11 protein-coding genes are annotated in these 22,675 nt (G+C 44.5%); 8 read left to right on the top strand and 3 right to left on the bottom strand.

The genetic code is table 11. The features are described from left to right. Positions 1-147 precede the first annotated feature (147 nt). On the bottom strand, positions 148-1,089 hold the full coding sequence (locus AB4274_RS18885; protein WP_372112914.1) for an NAD(P)-dependent oxidoreductase: 942 nt from the start codon (positions 1,087-1,089) through the stop codon (positions 148-150). 480 nt (positions 1,090-1,569) lie between these two features. On the opposite strand from AB4274_RS18885, the gene AB4274_RS18880 reads away from it, so the two are divergent. From AB4274_RS18880 to AB4274_RS18855, 6 genes are all read left to right on the top strand, one after another. After that, positions 1,570-2,598 (top strand): amino acid ABC transporter substrate-binding protein, encoded by a 1,029-nt coding sequence (locus AB4274_RS18880; protein ID WP_017059701.1) that lies wholly within the window; start codon positions 1,570-1,572, stop codon positions 2,596-2,598. A 71-nt stretch (positions 2,599-2,669) separates the two neighbouring features. Further along, positions 2,670-3,875, top strand: coding sequence for an amino acid ABC transporter permease (locus AB4274_RS18875; RefSeq protein WP_017063829.1), 1,206 nt, complete (start codon positions 2,670-2,672; stop codon positions 3,873-3,875). Position 3,876: 1 nt separating this feature from the next. Next, entirely contained in the window at positions 3,877-4,974 is a 1,098-nt protein-coding gene (locus tag AB4274_RS18870; protein ID WP_017066317.1) for an amino acid ABC transporter permease, read from the top strand. A gap of 22 nt (positions 4,975-4,996) precedes the next feature. Further along, positions 4,997-5,761 (top strand): amino acid ABC transporter ATP-binding protein, encoded by a 765-nt coding sequence (locus AB4274_RS18865; protein WP_017059704.1) that lies wholly within the window; start codon positions 4,997-4,999, stop codon positions 5,759-5,761. A gap of 282 nt (positions 5,762-6,043) precedes the next feature. Further along, the gene (locus AB4274_RS18860) at positions 6,044-6,709 is read left to right on the top strand and encodes a Bax inhibitor-1/YccA family protein (protein WP_017057206.1); all 666 of its coding nucleotides are present in this window, start codon (positions 6,044-6,046) and stop codon (positions 6,707-6,709) included. A 160-nt stretch (positions 6,710-6,869) separates the two neighbouring features. Next, entirely contained in the window at positions 6,870-7,199 is a 330-nt protein-coding gene (locus AB4274_RS18855; protein WP_017057205.1) for a TusE/DsrC/DsvC family sulfur relay protein, read from the top strand. A 59-nt stretch (positions 7,200-7,258) separates the two neighbouring features. Here the strand turns inward: AB4274_RS18855 and yccX are convergent, their stop codons facing one another. Further along, positions 7,259-7,546, bottom strand: coding sequence for an acylphosphatase (yccX, locus tag AB4274_RS18850; protein ID WP_017059706.1), 288 nt, complete (start codon positions 7,544-7,546; stop codon positions 7,259-7,261). Between the two features lie 88 nt (positions 7,547-7,634). On the opposite strand from yccX, the gene AB4274_RS18845 reads away from it, so the two are divergent. Continuing rightward, positions 7,635-9,038 carry a methyl-accepting chemotaxis protein gene (locus AB4274_RS18845; RefSeq protein ID WP_102319806.1) on the top strand — a complete coding sequence of 468 codons (1,404 nt, stop codon included), beginning with the start codon at positions 7,635-7,637 and terminating at the stop codon, positions 9,036-9,038. 128 nt (positions 9,039-9,166) lie between these two features. Further along, complete coding sequence (locus AB4274_RS18840; RefSeq protein WP_017059708.1) at positions 9,167-10,360, top strand: class I SAM-dependent methyltransferase; 1,194 nt, start codon at positions 9,167-9,169, stop codon at positions 10,358-10,360. Between the two features lie 87 nt (positions 10,361-10,447). Here AB4274_RS18840 and AB4274_RS18835 read toward each other — a convergent pair whose 3' ends face one another. Continuing rightward, positions 10,448-22,588, bottom strand: a complete 12,141-nt coding sequence (locus AB4274_RS18835) for a tandem-95 repeat protein (RefSeq protein WP_372112913.1) — start codon at positions 22,586-22,588, stop codon at positions 10,448-10,450. Between the last annotated feature and the right edge of the window lie 87 nt (positions 22,589-22,675).

Below are 22,675 nucleotides of genomic sequence, written 5' to 3'. Positions count from 1 at the left end.
CACATTTCAGGACGGGACATGAAATAGCAAAAAGCCACTTCTTTTGAAGTGGCTTTTTATTTATCTGGTCCAGCTTTAGTTTTATTCCGAGCCTCTAGCCGATTTCAAACAACCAGAAAGCTCTCATTTCAACTAGAAGCAATTACCTCAACTGAGTACTTGGGCTGCTGACAATTTTAGGTCTTTGCCGACCAACAGATTAAACTCTACGCTTGCTGGTGGAATAAACACACACACCCGTAATTTCTCTGCTCTTGCTTGCTCAAGCTTTGTTGATAGCTCTCCGCTGTTGGCGTAGCTCTCTCTTTCTGCATCTCGGCGGCACAGGTCGATAAATTCAAATGGACAATCGCTCGGTGAAAGTACGAGCTCTGCCTCCTGCATCAAACGTAAAGCCTTCATAGACAGCAGCTCGACATCTTGCTCGAATTCAATCCAAGTGACCTGCCCTTCGCTATCAATGCCTTCGGTTAGCGCTTGCTGGTAGTAAGACTCTAACTGCTCTCTGTCATTCACCTGCTCGATAAAGCTGGATGACAAGAAACGCTCCCAAAATTTACGACGCTCGTCGACGGTTGGGAATGACTCTTTGATTGAATTGCGTTTTGATGCACCGAAGTCTGCTATCAAACCTATGTTTTGTGGCAATACCGTTTCGAGTTTTTCTCTGATATTTCTTACTAAAACAGGTGATGCCCCGCCACTAGAGATGGCAATTTGGATTCTGCCGCGATTTATCATCGAAGGTGTGATGAAGTCGCAGTAAGGAAGATCGTCAACCACATTGACTAAAATGCCCAGTTTTTTCGCATCATTATACACTTGGTGATTCAAGCTTGGGTTGTCTGTTGTGGCCCAAACCTGCAAGTAATTTTTCGATATGATCTGTGACGAGTAAAAGTTTTGAACCCAGTGAAGCTTGTTCTCGCCCACAAGCTGCTTTAAGTAAGGCGCTACCTTGGGAGACACCAAAGTCACATCCGCTCCCGCTCGTAGTAAGCTATCGACTTTACGGCAAGCAACCTCACCCCCACCAACCACTAAGATTGGCTTATTTTCTACATCCAAAAACATTGGGAAATAACGCATGTTCTTCCTTGAGACTACTTCAATAACTATTCAGCCATGCTACCAAATTTGGAGCATATTCATAACTATCGAAGTGTAATAAAAATATTTATTGACCAAATTTCAACATTTCTTAAGTTTAATATTTCATCATTGTGATGTGGATTCAGAATATTTATCTAGTCGATTATCAATATAAAAATCTAAATCTCGTTGCACCAACAGTGTGAACCGTTGCACTATTTACATTCACTTAACATTTGGTCATTCTAATTGTGTTCGGATTTGTGATTTCATTCAAAATTCTTTTTAAATTATACATTTGTGAAACTACGGATCCTTTCCTAACCTTATAAACAGTTGTTTAAATCGCACACAGTTTCATTTGCAAAATGCAACTCGTTTAATTTGAACAACAAGGTCATAGAAAACGCAACACATAAGAGAAACTCAAACGAGCACGAGTATCAGGTGTCACCTGGTTAACAAGGAAGGATACAAATGACAAATAAACTAACACTTCTTGCTTCAGTAGTAGCTGCATCAACTGCGATGATGGCAACATCGGCATCAGCGGCAGAAAGCACTCTGGACAAAGTCACATCTCAAGGTTTTCTAACTTGTGGTGTAAGTACCGGTCTTCCAGGGTTCTCTAACCCTAACTCAAAAGGTGAATGGGAAGGAATTGATGTTGAGTATTGTCAAGCTCTTGCAGCGGCTGTACTCGGTGACAAGACTAAAGTTAAGTATGTACCTCTAACAGCAAAAGAGCGTTTTACTGCGCTTCAATCTGGCGAAATCGACGTACTATCTCGTAACACAACATGGACATTACATCGTGACACTGCTCTAGGTCTGAACTTCGTAGGCGTTAACTACTACGATGGTCAAGGCTTCATGGTTAAGAAAGAACTTGGCCTAACAAGTGCTCAAGAGCTTGATGGCGCTTCTGTATGTGTTCAATCAGGTACAACAACTGAACTTAACCTAGCCGATTACTTCCGTAACAGTGGCATGTCTTACAAGCCAGTGGTATTCGATACGGCAGCACAAACATCGAAAGGTTTCGACGCAGGTCGTTGTGACGTACTAACAACTGACCAATCTGGTCTATACGCACTTCGCCTAAACCTAGCTGATCCTAAATCTGCAGAAGTACTTCCTGAAATCATCTCTAAAGAGCCTCTAGGCCCTGTTGTTCGTCAGGATGATGATCAATGGTTTAACGTTGCTAAGTGGACACTTTCAGCAATGATTAACGCGGAAGAATACGGCATCTCTTCTAAAAATGCAGACGAAATGCTTAAGTCAAAAGATCCAAACATCAAACGTATTCTTGGTGTAGACGGTCCTAAAGGTAAAGGCCTTGGCATTCGCGACGACTGGGGTTACCAAGTAATTAAGCAAGTTGGTAACTACGGTGAGAGTTTTGAGCGTACTGTTGGTACAGGTTCTCCACTTCAAATCTCTCGTGGTGTAAATGCATTATGGAATGCGGGCGGCTTTATGTACGCTCCACCAATCCGTTAATAAATTTTCAAGCATCAATTAGGGCGGAGTTTTCCGCCCTATTTATTAAATGGATTTGAGGTTATAGTAGTATGAAACCTAATGAAACTATTTCTCCAGCTCAGGCAAAGCCACAGCCCAAAAGTGCCAACTTATTTTACAACCCCACTTTTCGCTCCATCATTTTCCAAATTATCGCCGTCGGGGCGCTTTGTGCTTTCTTTTACACGATTGTAAATAATGCACTCACAAACTTAGATTCCCGTGGTATCACCACTGGTTTTGATTTTCTCTCACAAGAAGCTGGTTTTGGTATCGGCTTAACACTGATTGAATACGACGAGACCTACTCATACGGTCGTACATTCTTTATCGGTCTTCTCAATACCGCTTTGGTTTCAGTACTCGGCATCATGCTAGCGACAGTGCTGGGCTTTAGTATGGGTATCGCTAGACTCTCTTCAAACTGGCTAGTTAGCCGATTTGCAGCTGTCTACATTGAGATATTCCGAAATATCCCTCTGCTATTACAAATCTTTTTCTGGTATTTCGCCGTTCTACAAGCCTTGCCTTCTGCTCGTCAAAGTATGAGTCTAGGTGAAGCAATTTTCTTGAACGTACGCGGGTTGTACTTCCCTGCTCCAGTCTTTGAGCAAGGCAGTAGCATTGTCATCGCATCATTGATTGTCGGTATTATCGCTACGTTTATTATCAACATCTGGGCTAAGAACAGACAGAAACTGACCGGCCAACAAACACCGATGTTGCGAATTGCCGCTGCGTTGATTTTAGGCTTACCGTTGATAACTTACTTTGTTATGGGCATGCCTATCTCTGCAGATTACCCTGTGTTGAAAGGGTTTAACTTCAAGGGTGGTGTTACGATAATCCCTGAGCTTGCTGCATTGATGCTCGCTTTAAGTATCTATACAGCAGCGTTCATTGCTGAGATTGTTCGTTCAGGTATTAACGCGGTAAACCATGGGCAAACTGAGGCTGCGATGTCTCTAGGCATCCCACGTTCTAGAACTCTAAAGCTTGTCATTATTCCACAAGCATTAAGAATCATTATCCCACCACTAACCAGTCAGTATCTAAACCTGACCAAAAACTCATCACTTGCGATGGCCATTGGTTATCCTGATCTTGTCTCTGTATTTGCAGGAACAACACTTAACCAAACTGGACAAGCTATCGAAGTAATCGCGATGACAATGGGCGTCTACCTAACCTTGAGCCTATTAACGTCCGCTCTAATGAACATATACAACCGCAAAGTAGCATTGGTGGAGAGATAAGATGAGTACACATCAATTTCAACCTGATCTTCCGCCTCCAGCGAATACCGTTGGGCCAGTCGGTTGGTTAAGAAAAAATCTATTTAATGGACCTGTTAACAGCGTCGTCACTGTGATTCTTGCTTACTTTGCTTTCACCCTATTATGGGCAATAGCGGATTGGGCATTCATCAGTGCCGACTGGATAGGAACCACACGTGATGCCTGTACTAGCGAAGGCGCTTGTTGGGTTTTTATCAGCGTTCGTTGGGACCAATTCATGTATGGCTTCTACCCAGAAGCTGAACTGTGGCGACCTCGCCTCTTCTATGCAACGTTGGCCATTTTTGTAGCCTTACTGGCTTATGAAAAAACACCTAAACGTACGTGGATTTGGTTGTTCTTCGTCAACATCTACCCATTTATCATTGCTGGCTTGCTATACGGTGGCGTCTTTGGGTTAGAAGTTGTTGATACCCATAAATGGGGCGGCCTACTGGTTACACTGGTCATCGCACTTGTTGGTATTGTAGTGTCACTCCCTATTGGTGTTGCACTTGCTCTTGGGCGCCGCTCAGAGATGCCGATCATTCGCAGTATGTGTACCGTATACATCGAAATTTGGCGTGGCGTACCGCTCATTACAGTTCTATTCATGGCTTCAGTAATGCTGCCACTCTTTTTATCAGAAGGGACAGAAACCGATAAGCTCATTCGAGCACTTGTAGGGGTAGTTCTATTCAGTGCAGCCTACATGGCCGAAGTAATTCGAGGTGGTCTACAAGCAATACCAAAAGGCCAATACGAAGCAGCTGATGCTCTGGGGTTAAGCTACTGGAAAAAGACTGGGCTTATCATTCTACCTCAAGCTCTTAAAATCACGATTCCTTCAATTGTGAACACCTTCATTGGTTTGTTTAAAGATACCAGTCTTGTTTTGATTATTGGTATGTTTGATGTACTAGGAATTGGCCAAGCCGCGAATACCGACCCTGAATGGCTTGGGTATTCAACAGAAAGTTATGTATTTGTCGCGTTAGTGTTCTGGGTGTTTTGTTTTGGCATGTCGAGATATTCGATATGGCTAGAAAACAGACTTCACACCGGTCACAAACGATAATTAACAAGATCAAGGACGTATTATGACGCAGCAGACAGAAAACAACTCTCAAGGTCTTATGATCGAGTTGAAAGACATGAACAAGTGGTACGGTGAATTCCACGTACTTAAGAACATCAATTTAGAAGTTAAAAAAGGCGAGAAAATCGTTATCTGTGGCCCTTCAGGCTCTGGTAAATCAACGATGATCCGCTGCATCAACCGATTAGAAGAGCACCAAAAAGGTCATATCTTCGTTTCAGGTAATGAATTAACGGAAGACCTAAAGAACATCGAAGCCGTGCGTAGAGATGTCGGCATGTGTTTCCAACACTTCAATCTGTTTCCACATCTGACGGTATTAGAGAACTGTACTCTGGCTCCAATCTGGGTCAAAAAGATGCCAAAAGAAGAAGCCGAAGCGATTGCAATGAAGTACCTAGAGCGCGTAAAAATCCCTGAGCAAGCGGACAAGTTCCCAGGTCAGCTTTCAGGTGGTCAACAGCAGCGTGTAGCTATCGCTCGCTCTTTGTGTATGAACCCTCAAGTGATGCTGTTTGATGAGCCAACGTCGGCGCTCGATCCAGAAATGGTTCGTGAGGTGTTAGACGTAATGGTTGAGCTTGCAGAAGAAGGCATGACGATGCTTTGTGTAACGCACGAGATGGGCTTTGCTAAAGAGGTCGCGGATCGCGTTATCTTCATGGATGCCGGTGAAATCATAGAAGAGAACAACCCTGTCGATTTCTTTGAAAACCCACAATCAGACAGAACGCAGAACTTCTTAAGCCAAATCTTACACCACTAATGTGTTATGATGCATAAACTACAGAGGCGGCTTAGGTCGCCTCTTTGTTTTCAGTGTTATAATTAGTTTTTCAAGATTATAAACAGCGATTCAGTGCGATTAAAATTGAACAACGAACCTTAACTGCACTTTAAGAAATACTTTGTTACACCTTCAGAAACACTTAACCGACTATTTTGATTATTATTTTACGTATACAAGAGGAATGAGAGACTTGATTTTTCGAACTTTCACCCCCATAAATGTACTAATAACTATTGAAGTCACCTTACGAGGAAGATTATGAACAGCCCTATGTTTTCACGCACAGCATCTCAAGAAAGTGCTCTGCAAACCAATAAAGTGTTGCGTAACACCTACGCATTACTGTCTATGACACTACTTTGGTCTGCTGTTGTAGCAGGCGTATCCATGGCGATGAACCTTCCTCGCCCGGGTCTTATTATCATGCTAGTTGGCTTCTACGGCCTACTTTTCCTAACAGAAAAGAACCGTGACAACAGCATGGGTCTAGTCTTCACATTCCTATTTACAGGTTTCTTAGGCTACACCATCGGTCCAATCTTAAACATGTACGTTGGCGCAGGCATGGGTGATGTCATCCTAACTGCACTTGGCGGTACAGCACTGGCGTTTATGGGCGCATCAGCTTACGCACTAACAACTAAGCGTGACCTGTCGTTCCTTAATGGCATGCTATTAGCGGGTTTCGTAGTACTACTTGTAGGTATGGTTGCAAACATCTTCCTACAAATGCCTCTACTATCATTGGCAATGAGCGGTATGTTCATCCTGTTCTCGACTGGTGTTATCTTGCTTACAACGCAAAACATCATTCGTGGCGGTGAAACAAACTACATCTCTGCAACGATCAGCTTGTACGTATCGATCTACAACATCTTCATCAGCCTACTAAGCATCCTAGGCATCATGGGCAGCGACGACTAATCGTTCCCATCATTGAAGAATATCTAGCCCAAGAGCCTACCTCTTGGGCTTTTTTGTATCTATAAGTACGATATTTCATTGGATAGCTACAATTTCTGTTGAGAAAGACAAACTTGGTCATGTACCCTATCCGCATAGTTAATTGGATTCTGGATTAAACATGTTTGAATATAACGGCAAGCAAATCGAAACCGACGCTCAAGGCTACCTATTGGATTACACGCAATGGGAAGAAGGCATGATTGAAATTCTTGCTCAAGACGAGGCGATTGAACTTACAGATGCACACTTAGAAGTCGTACATTTTGTAAGGAGCTTTTACGAAGAGTTCAACACCTCACCAGCGGTTCGCATGCTCGTTAAAGCAATGGAAAAAGCTCACGGCCCAGAAAAAGGCAATAGTAAGTACCTTTTCAAGTTATTCAAAAAAGGCCCTGCAAAACAAGCGACCAAGCTCGCCGGTTTACCTAAACCAGCAAAGTGCTTGTAAAACCTAACCCGCTTTAGGTCATTAAGTTACGTTCAATATAAAATACTGTAGTGCTACAACTACAGTATTTTAAACGCCCCTATGCGTACGTCTTGGCGCTCACTATCTTTAACTTGATGCATCACAACGTTGTCTACTGTTGCGCTCGAAGGGCCAATATAGAGCCAAGCATGTAACTTCTCAATTTGCTGACTCTCTCCGACAACTAACACTTCAACTCGACCATCATTTAAGTTCTTTGCATAACCTGAGAGACCCATAGCTTGCGCCTGCCTACTGGTGTGGTAACGGAACCCAACACATTGAACTACGCCTGACACGACAAAAATATATTGTGAACTTTCCATAACGTTGCCTCATAAATTATATGAATGATATAGTCGAGTTTCTATTCATTCACCGCTTATTGGTGGACTTACTTCGAGTATAACGATTATGAAAGAAATCCCATTTCGTTGGATTGACAAATATCTCATTCACCTAAAAATCCAAGAAAAGTTCTATCTACTCTTCTTATTGCCTCTTCTCGCCCTGGTTATATTAACTCTCGTTTTAGATAGTGCCGCGGACTCTTTACTTGCTCACCTTTATCAAGAAGAAATGCTCTTGATGAAAGGGCTTATCGAAGCGGGTCAACTCACTAAAGATCAAGTAGCTCAGCTTGTCAGCAGCTCTGAAACCATCTCTTTAGGCTACGGTGCTGGTTCTGTTTCAGTGATGAATGGAGCGTTCAGCCTAGTTGCTAACCATGACCAAAACCTTTGGTCTGCTCTATCGACGACTCAGGTTTCTATCATCGCTGTAACCCTAACGCTTATCGCACTAGGTGTTTACTACATCATGACCTTTATTGGCGGCGCGATGTTCTCTATGAACAAAGCTCTGAACACGCTTGCGAATGGCGACTTAACTTGCCGCATGAACTACTTCTTAGTTCGTGACGAGTTCAGTGAAATCGCGATTACAATCGATAAAGTTGCGGAGCGTGAACAAAACATGGTTCTATCAATCCAAGAGTCTGTCGCTCTCATGCAGCAGATCAGCTCGGACTTGAACCAGTCAACACAACAAAGTTCAGACATCTCAGGTAACCAACAAGAACACCTGAATAGCTTAGCAAGTGCAACGGAACAAATGGCGGCTACCATTCGCGAAGTCGCTACCCTTGCTCATGCGTCTAGCTCACAAACGATGGACGCTCGCGGCGTTGCTCAGAGCGGTCAAGTCAAGGTTTCAAATACACTGGAGTCTATCTCTAGCCTATCTCAAGAGATCCAGTCCGCTTCACAAGCAGTAGAAGAACTGGATGCCAACGCGGCGCAGATCGATGAAGTAGTCACAACCATCAACGGTATTTCTGAACAGACTAACCTGTTAGCGTTGAACGCAGCTATCGAAGCCGCACGTGCTGGCGAGCAAGGTCGTGGATTTGCTGTTGTTGCCGATGAAGTTCGTGCCCTTGCCGGTCGTACTCAGCAAGCAACGGTTGAAATCCAAAGCATGATTGAATCATTACAACGTAACAGTCAATCACTGACCAAGCTGATGGAAGTCACGGTGAACAATGCTAACGAAGGCCAAACACTGATGTCAGAAGTGAACGTCGAGATCGGTTCATTAGCGGAAAAAAACCAGTCTATTTCAGATAGCAGCACTCAAATTGCTACCGCGGCTGAAGAACAAGGCGTAGTCGCTGACAACATTGCACAGAGTGTTGAAGAGATTCGCCATCAATCAGACAGTATCTGCGAGATGATCAGTAAGAGTAATTCCAATGTTGACCAACTTCGTAAACAAAGCGATACGATGGAAGGTTTGCTGACAGGTCTTAAAGCTTAATACTGATATCCACCACAATGTGTTGATTAATCATTACTAGGGCTGCTTCTGCAGCCCTTTCTTATTTGCTTTTCACCTGCACTTCCCCGACAATACCCCTCCTTCAAATTCAACAAACAGAGTAAATTATGACTCCTTCAATTCATCTAGCTAAAGGCCGAGATAAATCACTACGCCGCAAACACCCTTGGGTATTTTCACGCGGTATCGATAAGGTCGAAGGCGAACCAAAACAAGGTGAAACTGTAGACGTATATGCTCAAAATGGTCAGTGGCTCGCAAAAGCGGCTTACTCACCAGAATCTCAAATTCGAGCTCGTGTTTGGACATTTGAAAAAGAAGAGATCAACAAGGCGTTCTTCGTAAAACGAATTCAAGACGCACAGTCTTTACGAGAAGACATTATCGAACGTGATGGTCTAACGGGCTACCGCCTAACGGCCGCAGAGTCTGATGGCTTACCAGGTATCACAATCGACAAATACCAAGACTTTCTTGTTTGCCAACTGCTAAGTGCTGGCGCTGAGTTTAACAAAAGCGTATTGGTTGAAGCGTTAATCGAGTGCTTCCCTGACTGCAACATCTACGAGCGTTCAGACGTGGCAGTTCGTAAGAAAGAAGGCCTAGAACAAGTTGTCGGCGTTCTTCATGGTGAAGAGCCACCAAAATCTATCGTGATTGAAGAAAATGGCGTTAAAATCAGCGTGAACATTATGGAAGGCCACAAAACAGGCTTCTACATGGACCAGCGTGATAGCCGTAAAGAATCGATGAAGTACGTTAAAGGAAAAGATGTCCTTAACTGTTTCTCATATACAGGTGGTTTTGGCCTTTACGCACTTAAAGGCGACGCGAAGCGTGTTATCAACGCTGACGTATCTCAACTTGCTCTTGATACAGCTAAGTTCAACGCTGAACTTAATGAGTTTGATATCTCGAAAAAGCGCGCTGTGTTCCTAAACGCTGACGTTTTCAAACTGCTTCGTGAATACCGTGACCAAGGCACTAAGTTTGACGTAGTGATCATGGACCCACCAAAGTTTGTTTCAAGCAAGAATAACCTAACTTCAGGCGCTAACGGCTACAAAGACGTTAACATGCTTGCGATGCAAATCCTGAAACCAGGTGGCACTCTACTCACCTACTCTTGCTCTGGCTTAATGGGTACTGATTTGTTCCAAAAAATCATCGCTGATGCAGCATTAGATGCAGGCCGAACGGTTAAGTTCGTCGAGCGCTTCGAGCAAGCAGCCGATCATCTAACAGACACAGCCTACCCAGAAGGTTTCTACCTGAAAGGTTTTGCTTGTAAGGTTCTTTAAATACAAATTACCAGTCTAAGAAACAGCGTTACAGTTCATAAAAAACCGAGATTCTTCAATCTCGGTTTTTTATTAGTATCAGCAAACTCAATCGTCTTTAATAACTAGGATGTCAGACAAACTATTCGTCAAGTCTGCAGCGGAGAGGCCATCAAATTCAATTTTAACTTGCTGCCCATCTTTTTCTACAACCATGGCGGAGTTAACTTCGCCTCCTTCAACCTCGATGTTGTCTAACAACTCAGTGACTTGTTGTTGAGTTGGCGCATCAGCAAATAAGTCAGACAAATCAACCTTATCTCCTTCCGCGATGCTAAAATCGGAGATTCGATCGGTACTTCCATCTAAATCACCATCAACCCACTTGAATATATCAGCGTCATCACCACCAATAAGGATATCGTTTCCGAGACCACCAATCAGCGTATCTTGACCAACTCCACCTTTAAGTGCGTCATCACCACTCCCACCATCTAAGTAGTCATTACCAGTACCACCATCGATAGCGTCGATACCTGCTTGTCCGTAAACTGTATCGTTACCGTCACCAGTGAAAGCAATATCGATGCTGTCATTCTTATTCATACTTGGTCTATAACTATCGCCTTCCGATACAAAATCATCACGCTCAGCCGCACCGTCTTTAGGGTTCTTGGCTAATGACTCACTCCCCCCAAGGTAAACCGTGTCGTTTCCACCTCCTAGTTGAACGTAATCACCACCTTTGCCAACATCAACAAGGTAATCGGTGTTTGTATTATCAAACGTTGATGTTCTCTCATTTTCTGTATTCCCAGCAGAGAATTGATGCTTCTGCCATTGAAGGTCAGCTCCATCTACGGTAATCGTGTCGGTGACATCTCCAGAAGAACTAATCGTGGTTGGTGTTACGGGCTCAGGAACCTCAATTTCTGCAGTTGCCGTAGAGCTTGCAAATTTGTCCGCTCCCGTAACATATTGCTCTTCACTAACTGCTTCAACTGTAATACCAAAATCACGATTTCCAGTATAATCCGCCGGGAATACTAATTGAGCACTTACCGTCCCCACAACTCCAGCTGCATCAACAGCAAGTGCAAGTATGTAATTACTTGTACCATTGACTGGCGTTTGCAGTACTCCATCTACATACAGTTTCGCCCCTGACGGAATACCACTCACCGTAACCGAATCACCTTTAATGATTTCACTGCCATCCGTATCTTGCAAAGAAACCGTTATATCGACAGGGATTTCCTGTTGTTGAACAATACGATAGCTTCCATCTATGTTGTTTAGTTCAACGATAGCATCAGAGAAAATCAATCGTTCAATTTCATATAAGTGGTCTCCATTTTCATCAGAAGGAGTATATTGATCATTAGGTGTATCGGTCCCCTTCGTATCTCGCACTAGCCAGTGGCCGACACCTCCACCATGATCGCCTAGATCTGTGATTATGTACTGAGAAACTGGACCTGAGTAAATTACAGTGTCATACCCATCGACACCTATATCACTGGTAGTTTCATCACCTTCAATTTTGTCATTTCCAGCGCCTGATACGAACCAATCGTTGCCCGCACCACCTATATAGTGGTCCGAGTCCTGACTTTGGTCACCAACATAAAGCTTGTCCTTAGATCCGCCTTGATGTAAGTGCTCATGAATATCCGCGTTAAGTACTCTGCCTTCCTCAAAACCATCTAATTTAAGTTCTGTAAGTAGTGTGTTTTTCTCTGTAGTAGTCAACTGGGAGAACCCAACAAGTTCTTGATATACGTCGATACCGTTGGAAAAGGTAATATCCCCAATGGAAACAGCTACTAATGGGGCATCAGCCACAGGCGTAATATCTACCGTAAGCGTATGCTCTTCTGACGTACCATTCTCGTTTACAGCCTTGAACTTAATTTCAGCGTAGTCATTCGATTTATTGCCTACACCATCAACATTAAAGCCGTCATAACCAGATTCGTTAGCATCTGGATTAAAGCCGATCACGCCTGAAATTAATTGAGCCGATGTAATCTGACTCGAGTTTAGTGGCTGCCAATTTGGCTCTTGAACAGTACCAAGGTTAATTACCAACGCTCCATCGAGTGGTTGATGAGTTATCACTATATCGTTGCCAGACTCAATCCCAAAATCATCAATCGATAGCACTAAAATAGTATCTTCTTGTCCAAAGGCTTCCTTACTCTCAGCATCCGGTCCAACAGACACTGGATGAACAATCAAGTCGAAGGCCCCGTTCGAAATCTCACTGGTATCTCCGACAATCTCGTCTGAAATCGCTTCAATCTTAACGTTATAAGTGCCTGGCTCATCAACCTGAATCATCAGATCAGCGAGCACTGTTTCGGCAGTACCATTTGATGTTAACCAAGCAGATATATCAACTTCACCATCAGCATTAACAACAAGCTCCTGATCTCCAAGTTTAACAATTGAACCTTCAGGCAAACCGGACACGACGAGTCTCAACGTCTCTGAACCATCGGTATCAACAAGCTGCGTAGTTATCTTAGAGACATTGATAAAGGTATCTTCCAGCCCTTCATTAATATCGAACGCTGGGTAATAACCACCCTCTAAGGATTCATGTTCAACCTGTGCCCCGATATTAACTTTATCCTCAAGCGAACTTACATCCGGAACAATATCGAAGTTGTCCGTGTTAAAGTCTACGGGTTCATTACCACCAACTGCGACACTGATAGTGGCATTACCTGGACCAGCCTCGTTGTCGTGGAATGCAGTAATTGTGTACCAACCAGATGCCGATGGTACAAAGGCTGAAGACTCATAGGTACCGCCTCCGCCCCAAGTTTGAGAGGCCATGGTTTCACCACCGACTTCAAGTCTAAATGAATCATCTGCATGACCGCTAAACACGTATGACTCACCAGCAACTAGGAATACCAAACCAGTAAGTTTGCTCGAAATGTTTTCGATAGCTGGAGAGTTCTGAGTGCCAAAGTCTGGCGTCTGTGTAACTTCTGAAGTGTTGGCAACACCTGCAGACTCGATTGCTTGTTCAACAACGTCCGGAGCGACACCGCTACCATTGTTGTAATCAAAGTCTAGGTTCTCCCATTGCTCTAACTTAAAACCTTCATCTAAATCTACATTTGGTGTTTCTACAACTAACTTGGCAAGTGTCGTATCAGGGCGAATATCAATCGACATCGTCGTACTAGAGCTGGTGTTGATGCCATCAGAACTGTGGTAGTTAAACTCCGCATAATCTTGCTGATTATTACCAGTTACTACATTATCTTCATCAAACATTGATGTACTAGATTCATAGCTTACTGGGTTGAATATCAAGAAACCTTGTTCTACCTGCTCTTGGCTTACTGGTACACCTGTACCAATCGTTTCAGTATTTAACAGAACCCATTCATCAGTAGATTCGTTGTACAGATACATATCACCCGCACCTGGAGCACTAGTGATAACAATCGACAATTCGCTGGAATCTGCATCAGAAACGTTGAAATCGGCCCACTTAAACGTAATCGATGAACCTTGGGCTTGTGCCTCATCGCCAATGACATGTGAGTCCTGTGCTTGCGGTGCTTCATCGTTATCAATGATCGTCGCAATACCTTGCTTACCATCCACTTCGAGCGTGAAGTTCTCATTTAACTCATCAATGCCGTCTTCGTTAGTTGGTACCTTGATGTCAAACGACGTTACTCCCGCAGGCACAACAAGCTGACCATTAACAAGCGTCACGCCCTCAGTGAACTCTACGTTGTCGGTGAAATCTTTGTTATCACCGAGCTCGGCAGAACCGGAGTTTAACGACCAGTCGAATCGAGTCTCTTGACTGCTTGTGTTAACTAGGTTCACGGTGAAGACGGCTATATCGCCTTCAATTACTTGTTCATTATTTAGATTAACCGCGTTGCTCACTGTATCGATAATTGGAGCTTCATCGTTATCAGTAATGCTACCCACTGAGGATTCACCATCAACAGTCACGGTGTAGGTTTCAGCGATTTCATGGAGACTGTCATCAATTGTCGGAATCAAGATTGCAAAATCCTTCACTCCAATTGGGACAATCAGTTTGCCGCTTTGCTGATCATAGGTGACGCCATTAGTAAAACGAACCTGACTCAGGTCGAGATCTTTTTCTTCACCCGAATCATTCGCAGCATCCGTGTTCTTACCAAAAGTAACGTCCAACGCAGATTCAACAAGTGCACTTGAATCCAGAGTTACTTTAAAGCCAAGGTCATCACCTTCAACTACTGAGTCTGCTAGCAGGTCTACAGACGCAACACTAGAAGGGGTCGGTAGAGGGTTGACGATAACATTAACTTCAGCACTCGCGATTTGGCCATTATCATCAGTAATCTGATATTTAAACGTTGTTTCACCGACAAAGTCATCGCCAGTTAAATCAAAGTATACGATGCCGTCTTTGATATACGCATTACCTTCCGTTTCACCGTATACATAGGTAATACGTAGATTGTCGCCATCTGAATCGATATCGTTATTTAGAAGCTCAGAACCGATAATGCCAGCAAGCTTCGATGTTGGAATCTCAAGAATGCCGCCTTGATTCACTGCATATGCGCCTTCACTAGAGGCTTTAAAACCAGTTAGGAAGTAATCTGACGCATCATTATCATACGTTGCTTGGTTGGAATACTCAGTTGCTTCAAATACCACAGTATCAAATGCGATTGGCGTACCATCAGGAGTAAGCGGTGTTATTTCGTAAGTACCTTTATTGTTACCGTCTTCAGCAATAAACGTATCACCTGCAACCGCTACGCCATTGAGGTACGCTACCCAACTGCCTTGTTCATGGTTATCAGTGAAATCACCGTCATTACCTTCGTTTTTAAACAAGTTAGATACTGAAAATGTAAACTGAGTCGCAGGGCTATCTAAATTGATTTCAAACTTCTCAGATTGCTGTTCTGCACGATCATATTCAATCTGAGCACCCAATCCACCCACTTTGCCGGCAACACCAATCTTAATACCGCTGTGTGCAAAGTCTTTATCTTGGCCATTGAAGCTGGCACTCAGCTCTGCACCTTCAGCCGACCATGGAGAGTCGTTGTCTTCACTGAACTCACCCAGTTTAACTTCGAAGCCTTGCGGATCGTTATTCGCATTCAGGTCACCAGACTTATCGATAGTAACTGTCTTAACTTCACTTTCGTTACCATCACTGTCTACCGCTTTATATTCGAATGAATCTGACGCCTTAGCTTCAAGAGAAGTCAGCTCCCAGTTACCTGGTCCTTGTGTGCTTGCTTCCACCGAAACAATCTCAGCACCTTCAGGAGCGACAATCGTGACATTTTGATTATTGTGGGTGTCATCATAAAGGAAGGTTTTGTCTTCTGTGACACCATTACCATAATCAAAGGTGACTGTAATCTCGGCTCTTGATTGAACACTATCATCAGCATTTGGAGCAAACCAGCCACCCAAACCGCTTAGACCAACCGTTACTGAGTCCGCTGGACGAGAAGAGAAATCAATGTTGATTACCTCATCTTGGTGAATACCGCGATTAGTCGATGCAATACCGAAACCCATATGGCCTTGCTGGCTGTTGTTCTGTACTAAAGGCTTGGCGTCAACGTTATTTCGACCTTCCGAGGTAATGGTGACGACATCACCATTATCAAACTTCAGTTCGCGAGTATACGCATCTACTTCATCACCCCAGTTATGAAACTCTGCAGTGCTATGAGGGCCTTTATCTAATGTGGATGTATCATCAACACCTAAGAAGAAGCCTGTTGATTCTTGGTCATCTTCATAAACGATGTTGTTAGGATCTGCATACGTCTGCCCAACTACCACTTCAACCTTGTTATTACCATCGACATAGTAAAGAGTTCCTGAATCAGGTAACTCTGTGATGATCACACCGAGATTTGTATCTGCGTCATTATCGTTATCATCTTCGTCATCAGAAATATGGTCTGTACCATCTCCTTCGATAGCTCCCATTCCGGTATCGAAAATAACTTGCGAAGAGCCATCTGCATTGAGAGAAATAGAGAAGTCTTCAGCTTTTGGCGGGTTATCATGGCTGTCGTCAATAGCTACATTTTTATCAGCGCTAGACGTATCTAGCTTCTCAAATACATCGGTACCATCTTGAGTTACGGATACAACACTAACGTTAAACTCTTGTCCGACTTCGTATTCGTTGTCTTGTTCAGTTTGAATCTCAAAGGTCGCTGTATTTGTATTTGCGTCTACGTTTACAGTTATAACTTCAACAATATCTTCATTGCTCGCGTTTGTGTAAGAGTACTGAAGAGTAACCACACTATCTTCAGGCACTTGCTCACTTAGCGTAATCGTAAATGGGCTTGTCTTATCACCCTCAATAACTGAATCGGGACCAGTCAGCCCAATTGTAACGGTATCTTTATCATTTGTGTCTGTCTCATCGACAATCTTAGCTGTATCTGAGTCCTGTTTGTCATTTTCAACAAACTCGCTAGTTGAGCTAGCTTTTAGAGTTACAGTTTCTTCACCCTCTAGCAATTTATCATCAAGAACCTTGATGAAGACTTCTAAGCTATCAGAGCCGCTAGCAATAATAAGATCGGCAAGCTCTTGCTCTGAAAGCGCTTTATAATCTTGTCCATCTTTAACGTAGATCGTGTCTTCGTAATCGACACCTTTAGTTGCAGAGTCCCCTGCCGACCCTAGTGTAAGAACAAGACCAACGTTCTCTGAGACAAGCTCATCTAGGTTGATTTCAAATGATAGATAAGCCTCATCACCTTCAGTTACTGGTAGACCAGCTGTCACAGTCAGTTCTGCTACAGGTAATACATCGACATTAACTGTAACGGTATCTGTACCACCGTTGCCGTCTGACACGGTAACAACAAATGAATCATCTCCATCAAACTCGTTGTTCGGAGTGTACTTCCACTCGCCGGTTTCAGGGTCGATCTCAACACTACCGTTTGTAGGTTGGCTCACCGTGTAAGTCAGGTCAGTGTCGTCAATATCGGTTGCAGTAACCTTACCAGATACAGAGTTATCCTCTTTAGTCGATACACTTATTTGATCAGTATCGCCAATCGGCACTCCATCTTTGACAAATATTGGAGCATCATTTTCTGGAGTGACATTAATCGTAACCACTGCGGTATCAGTACCACCTTTACCGTCAGAAACTGTGTAAGTAAACGTAGCGATACCATTGAAGTCATCCGCAGGAGTGTAACGAACGGTTTGAGAACCATCTTGTAGTTCAACTAACTCAACCTGACCGTATGTTGGATCAATCACTAAACTATCTAAAATAATTAACGTATCACCATCAACGTCAGAATCATTCGAAAGTAACTCGCTACTAGGAATATCGAGAGTTATATCTTCTTGTGTCTGAAGGTTTTTAATCACTTCTTGAAATTTGATATTATCTAGATAAGTCCCACTCTTGTCGCCTTCAGTGCCAACTTCTCTAAATGAAAGGGTATTTGAACCATCGCCACTACCACCTAATAATTCCAATGACTGAGTTTGCATTATGTTGCTTTCAGGGGTGATCGTAGCAACAACTTCACCGTTCCAAATAACCTCAAGCTCAGCACTCGGCAGTCGTTCGTACATTGCCGTATCAAAAGACAGTTGGTATAGGGTACCGCTTTCCACACCTTGAATTTGTTGGGTAAGGGTTACATTGTCACCGTTACCTTCCATATCAATCATACGATCGCCGTCTGTTTCATCAACAGCATAGCCTTCTTGAACTGAATCTAAAGCACCAGTTCTTGCATCGTAGGACCAACCATCTAGTTGGTCGATTCGAGAACCCCAGCCGGCATTTGATACCGATTCATAGTCTTCAAAGCTACCATTGACGATCAGGTTATCACCTAACGCTCTTGAATCATCGTTCGCGATAGGGTCATCATTTACTGGTGTGACATTAACGGTCACTGTCGTAGTGCTTTTTTCACCATGAGTATCAACAATGGTGTATTCGAAAGTCGCTTCACCATTGAAGTCTTGGTTAGGTTCAAACACGACATTGCCATCTATCAGCTGAACAGAACCGTTTGTAGCATCGGTTGCGTTGACAGAAAATATGGTTATGTCATCCCCATCAACATCGAAATCATTGGCTAGCAGCTCACTACCACTAATAGTAAGAGCCTGATCTTCTTCCGTTATGAGTTTGGGTGCATCTATTCCGGTAACTGTAATGTTATCGATGAACGCACCAAGCGAATCAGATTTACCCGCACCAGCAAAAGCGATTAAAGTAGCATCACTACTAACATCAAACTCTGCATTTACTTGATACCAACCTTTGTTATCCGGACCATCTAGTGTTACAGAAATGCCTTCTGGTGCAGTCACTGTTCCATCCGCATGCAGCGTAATAGTTGTATTCCCAACAGTAAAAGTCATATCAGACGACGAGTTGCCGTCTTGGCGAGGGTTATAATCGAACTCTACCCTCAAAGAATCTTGATCCGACGTATCAATTGATGTCGTCATCACCGTGTTTTTATGTGGGTCTAGCTCTGCGTAAAAATCACCGTCGGTAGCATCAACAATTAAGCCGTCTCGCTCAATCTCTATACCATTAGTAAAGTCCCATACCTCTGATGGGTCTTTAGAAACAACCGTCCAACCCGCTGGGTTTGCCATATTTTCAAATGACTCGGTAAGCAATATGGTTTCTTGAACGTTTTTGTAAGAATCACTGATGGCTACAGGCGCATCGTTGACTGGCGTCACCGTCAAGTTGAACGTGCTGTCTACCGGTGTGCTGCCATCTTCGTTGCCGTCTTCAACGTTAATATCGAAAGACGCCGACGTGGTTTCGCTGCCGTCATGCTTGAACGTCACTTTCCCCGCCGCCAACTGCGCCACCGTGAAGCTGCTCGACTCGACGCCGTTCACTAAGATTGTGCCGTTACTCTCGTTGCTGACCGTGAAGCTCACGCCTGTGTCCGTATCGTCAACGTCCGTATAGCCAAGATCTGCCGCCGTGATCGTGTAGCTGCCTGCTTCATCCATTTCACCCAACAGATCGCCTGTCAGCTCCGGCGCATCATTCACTGGCGTCACCGTCAAGTTGAACGTGCTGTCTACCGGTGTGCTGCCATCTTCGTTGCCGTCTTCAACGTTAACATCGAACGACGCCGACGTGGTTTCGCTGCCGTCATGCTTGAACGCCACTTCACCCGCCGCCAACTGCGCCACCGTGAAACTACTAGACGCGACGCCGTTCACTAAGATTGTGCCGTTGCTCGCGTTGCCGACCGTGAAGGTCACGCCTGTGTCTGTATCGTCAACGTCTGTATAACCCAAGTCAGCTGCCGAGATCGTGTAGCTGCCTGCCTCATCCACTTCCGCCGCCAAATCGCCTGTTAGTTCCGGCGCATCATTCACTGGCGTCACCGTCAAGTTGAAAGTGCTGTCTACCGGTGTGCTACCATCTTCGTTGCCGTCTTCAACGTTCACATCGAACGACGCTGACGTGGTTTCACTGCCGTCATGTTTGAACGTCACTTCACCCGCCGCCAACTGCGCCACAGTGAAATGGTTCGACGGAACACCACCGACTAAGATTATGCCGTCACTCGCGTTGCCGACCGTGAAGGTCACACCTGTGTCAGTATCATCAACGTCCGTGTAGCCTAGGTCCTCAGCCGTAATGGTGTAGCTGCCTTCTTCATCCACTTCACCCAACAAATCACCTATCAGCACTGGTGCATCGTTCACAGGAGTGATATTAAGCGTAACTTCTGCTTCGTCTTCCCCACCGTTCCCATCGGTCACTTTATATTTAAAAGTTGCCTCCCCGTTATAGTCGGTATCCGGTGTGAATGTAATTGTATTGTTTGTGTAGTCGACAAACAGCTCACCATTAGTCGCGGAGGTAATTGAACCCACAACAATTGAGAGCTCATCACCATCAATGTCAGTATCATTCGCCAACAATTCATCAAAAGAAATCGTGATAGACGTGTCTTCAGCAGTAACAAGTTTAGATTGATTAATACCTGTCACTGTAATGTTATCTAACAACGCACCGTAGCTATCTGAAGCACCAGCGCCTGCAAATGTAAGGTCCGTAACGTCCCCTTGGACTTCGAACTCAGCCGTGATCTTATACCAACCATTTGCGTCAGGTTGCCCTATTTGGACATTAAGTCCGTCGGCACCCGATAGAGTTCCATCGGCGTGAACAGTAACTAACGTGTCACCGACTTTAAACGTCATGTCAGAAGATGAATTACCGTCTCGTCGAGGGTTGTAATCAAATTCAACACGAACGCTATCTTGGTCTGACGTATTAATACTTGTTGTGATCGCGGTGTTTTGATGAGCATCAAGCTCAGCGAGGTAGTCACCGTCTGTCGCTTCAGCTATGAGACCGTCACGCTGAATCTCTAGACCATTTGTTGCTTCCCAATCACCCAGTTCGTCGCCAGTTACTACTGTCCAACGACCTGTGTTTGTCATGTTTTCAAAGGACTCAGAGAAGAGCAGCGTCTCACTATGAGTTTCATATGTGTCATCAATCGCTACTGGGCCCTCGTTCACGTTGCTCTCTTTCAGGGTCACCGTCGCTTCCGCTGTCGAGCCGTAACCGTCGGTCATCACCATCTGGTAATCGCCACTGTTCGTGCCTTGCTCGAAGTCGTTCACCTCCGCCGAAACGCCCGCTGCCGTGATGCTGATGTTGCCGGCCGCATCCACACTGTAGAAACCGTCTTCACTGGTGCTACTTAAGGTGCCGTCACTGTGTTTGAACTCGTATTTGGTCACGCCATCCAGATCGCTGCCGGACAAGGTACCCACTACCGCGTCCGCCACTTGGTTTTCCGCGTACGTCACCGTCTGCGCACCGAACGAGCCAGACTCATCCACGTTGCTCTCTTTCAGGGTCACCGTCGCTTCAGCTGTCGAGCCGTAACCGTCGGTCATCACCATCTGGTAATCGCCACTGTTCGTGCCTTGCTCGAAGTCGTTCACCTCCGCCGCCACGCCCGCTGCCGTGATGCTGATATTGCCGGCCGCATCCACACTGTAGAAGCCGTCTTCACTGGTGGTGCTTAATGTGCCGTCACTGTGTTTGAACTCGTATTTGGTCACGCCATCCAGATCGCTGCCGGACAAGGTACCCACCACCGCGCCCGCCACTTGGTTTTCCGCATAACTTAGTTCTTGGTTAAAAAATAAAGAGTCGTCATCTACAGGCGTCACGCCAATATCAACAGTAATAGTATCTGTGCCTCCATTCCCGTCGCTAACTACAACGGTGAAGCTATCGCTTCCGTTGTAGTTTTCGTCTGGCGTATAGGTCCAATTACCATTTTCATCAACGACTACAGAACCGTTTGACGGATCTGTGCCTTTTGAGAATGTTAACGAGTCTCCGTCCGTATCTGTTGCGTTTAGCGTTCCGCTTACTGGGGTATCTTCGTCGGTGGTTACTGAAAGGTCATTACCTATCGGCGCGTCATTTACGGGAGTTACGCCAACGTTAACCGTAATTGTGTCAGTACCACCATTTCCATCATCGACGATAACCGTAAAGCTATCGGTACCGTTGTAGTTTTCGTTGGGGGTATAAGTCCAATCACCATTTTCATCGACAACGACAGTACCGTTTGATGGATCGGTGAACTTAACGAAAGACAGCGAATCGCCATCTTCATCTGATGCTGACAACGTTCCGCTTACTGGAGTATCTTCATCGGTTGTAAATGAGAGAGTGTCACCGACAGGCGAGTTATTGGTATCAACAAAGGTAGGGGCGCTATTAGTTTGCTCAAACGAACGGAATTGCTCTAGAAGGCTCAGGCTTTGAGTTCGCGACATGCCCAGCGCTTCAAATCCCGTTGTTATAAATTCGGTTGCTGGGATCGTTTCTTCACCGTCTCGCTCTACAGTCCCACTAGTTGCCAAGCTAGAACCATTTTGACCAGCAGCGGTAGCGAACTCATCTCCTAACTCAGTAGGGTCTTCACCTTCTTCTAATGCGGCAAAAATATTTGCGATATCCTGGTCTAGTTCAACTTCACCGTCTTCAGGTGAAAAACGCTTAACTGATACCTGAGGTTCATTAGGTCCATTTTGAGATTCAAGAGTTACATCTCCAGCCTGTAGAGGCTCTCCCTCTTCGAGTACTCTAACCGTGCCATCAACTGAAATAACAATGCGCTGACCCAATGCAAGAGCACCGGTCAAATTCAATGCTGTAATGTCCATATCAACCCCTAAAAACCATTTTCGCTTATCACGTCAACTTTGTGACATCTTATTTATAATATTAGCCGAAATATAACATTTAACATC

This window comes from Vibrio sp. 10N.261.55.A10 (genome assembly GCF_041470825.1).
Taxonomy (GTDB): Bacteria; Pseudomonadota; Gammaproteobacteria; order Enterobacterales; family Vibrionaceae; genus Vibrio; species Vibrio crassostreae_C.
Note: the sequence above shows the minus strand (reverse complement) of the source record. Positions and strands in the feature narration are given on the sequence as shown.

Bases quoted from the DNA above. Each gene is read 5' to 3' on its own strand.
- AB4274_RS18885 (WP_372112914.1), bottom strand. From the start codon at position 1,089: ATGCGTTATTTCCCAATGTTTTTGGATGTAGAAAATAAGCCAATCTTA.
- AB4274_RS18880 (WP_017059701.1), top strand. From the start codon at position 1,570: ATGACAAATAAACTAACACTTCTTGCTTCAGTAGTAGCTGCATCAACT.
- AB4274_RS18875 (WP_017063829.1), top strand. From the start codon at position 2,670: ATGAAACCTAATGAAACTATTTCTCCAGCTCAGGCAAAGCCACAGCCC.
- AB4274_RS18870 (WP_017066317.1), top strand. From the start codon at position 3,877: ATGAGTACACATCAATTTCAACCTGATCTTCCGCCTCCAGCGAATACC.
- AB4274_RS18865 (WP_017059704.1), top strand. From the start codon at position 4,997: ATGACGCAGCAGACAGAAAACAACTCTCAAGGTCTTATGATCGAGTTG.
- AB4274_RS18860 (WP_017057206.1), top strand. From the start codon at position 6,044: ATGAACAGCCCTATGTTTTCACGCACAGCATCTCAAGAAAGTGCTCTG.
- AB4274_RS18855 (WP_017057205.1), top strand. From the start codon at position 6,870: ATGTTTGAATATAACGGCAAGCAAATCGAAACCGACGCTCAAGGCTAC.
- yccX (WP_017059706.1), bottom strand. From the start codon at position 7,546: ATGGAAAGTTCACAATATATTTTTGTCGTGTCAGGCGTAGTTCAATGT.
- AB4274_RS18845 (WP_102319806.1), top strand. From the start codon at position 7,635: ATGAAAGAAATCCCATTTCGTTGGATTGACAAATATCTCATTCACCTA.
- AB4274_RS18840 (WP_017059708.1), top strand. From the start codon at position 9,167: ATGACTCCTTCAATTCATCTAGCTAAAGGCCGAGATAAATCACTACGC.
- AB4274_RS18835 (WP_372112913.1), bottom strand. From the start codon at position 22,588: ATGGACATTACAGCATTGAATTTGACCGGTGCTCTTGCATTGGGTCAG.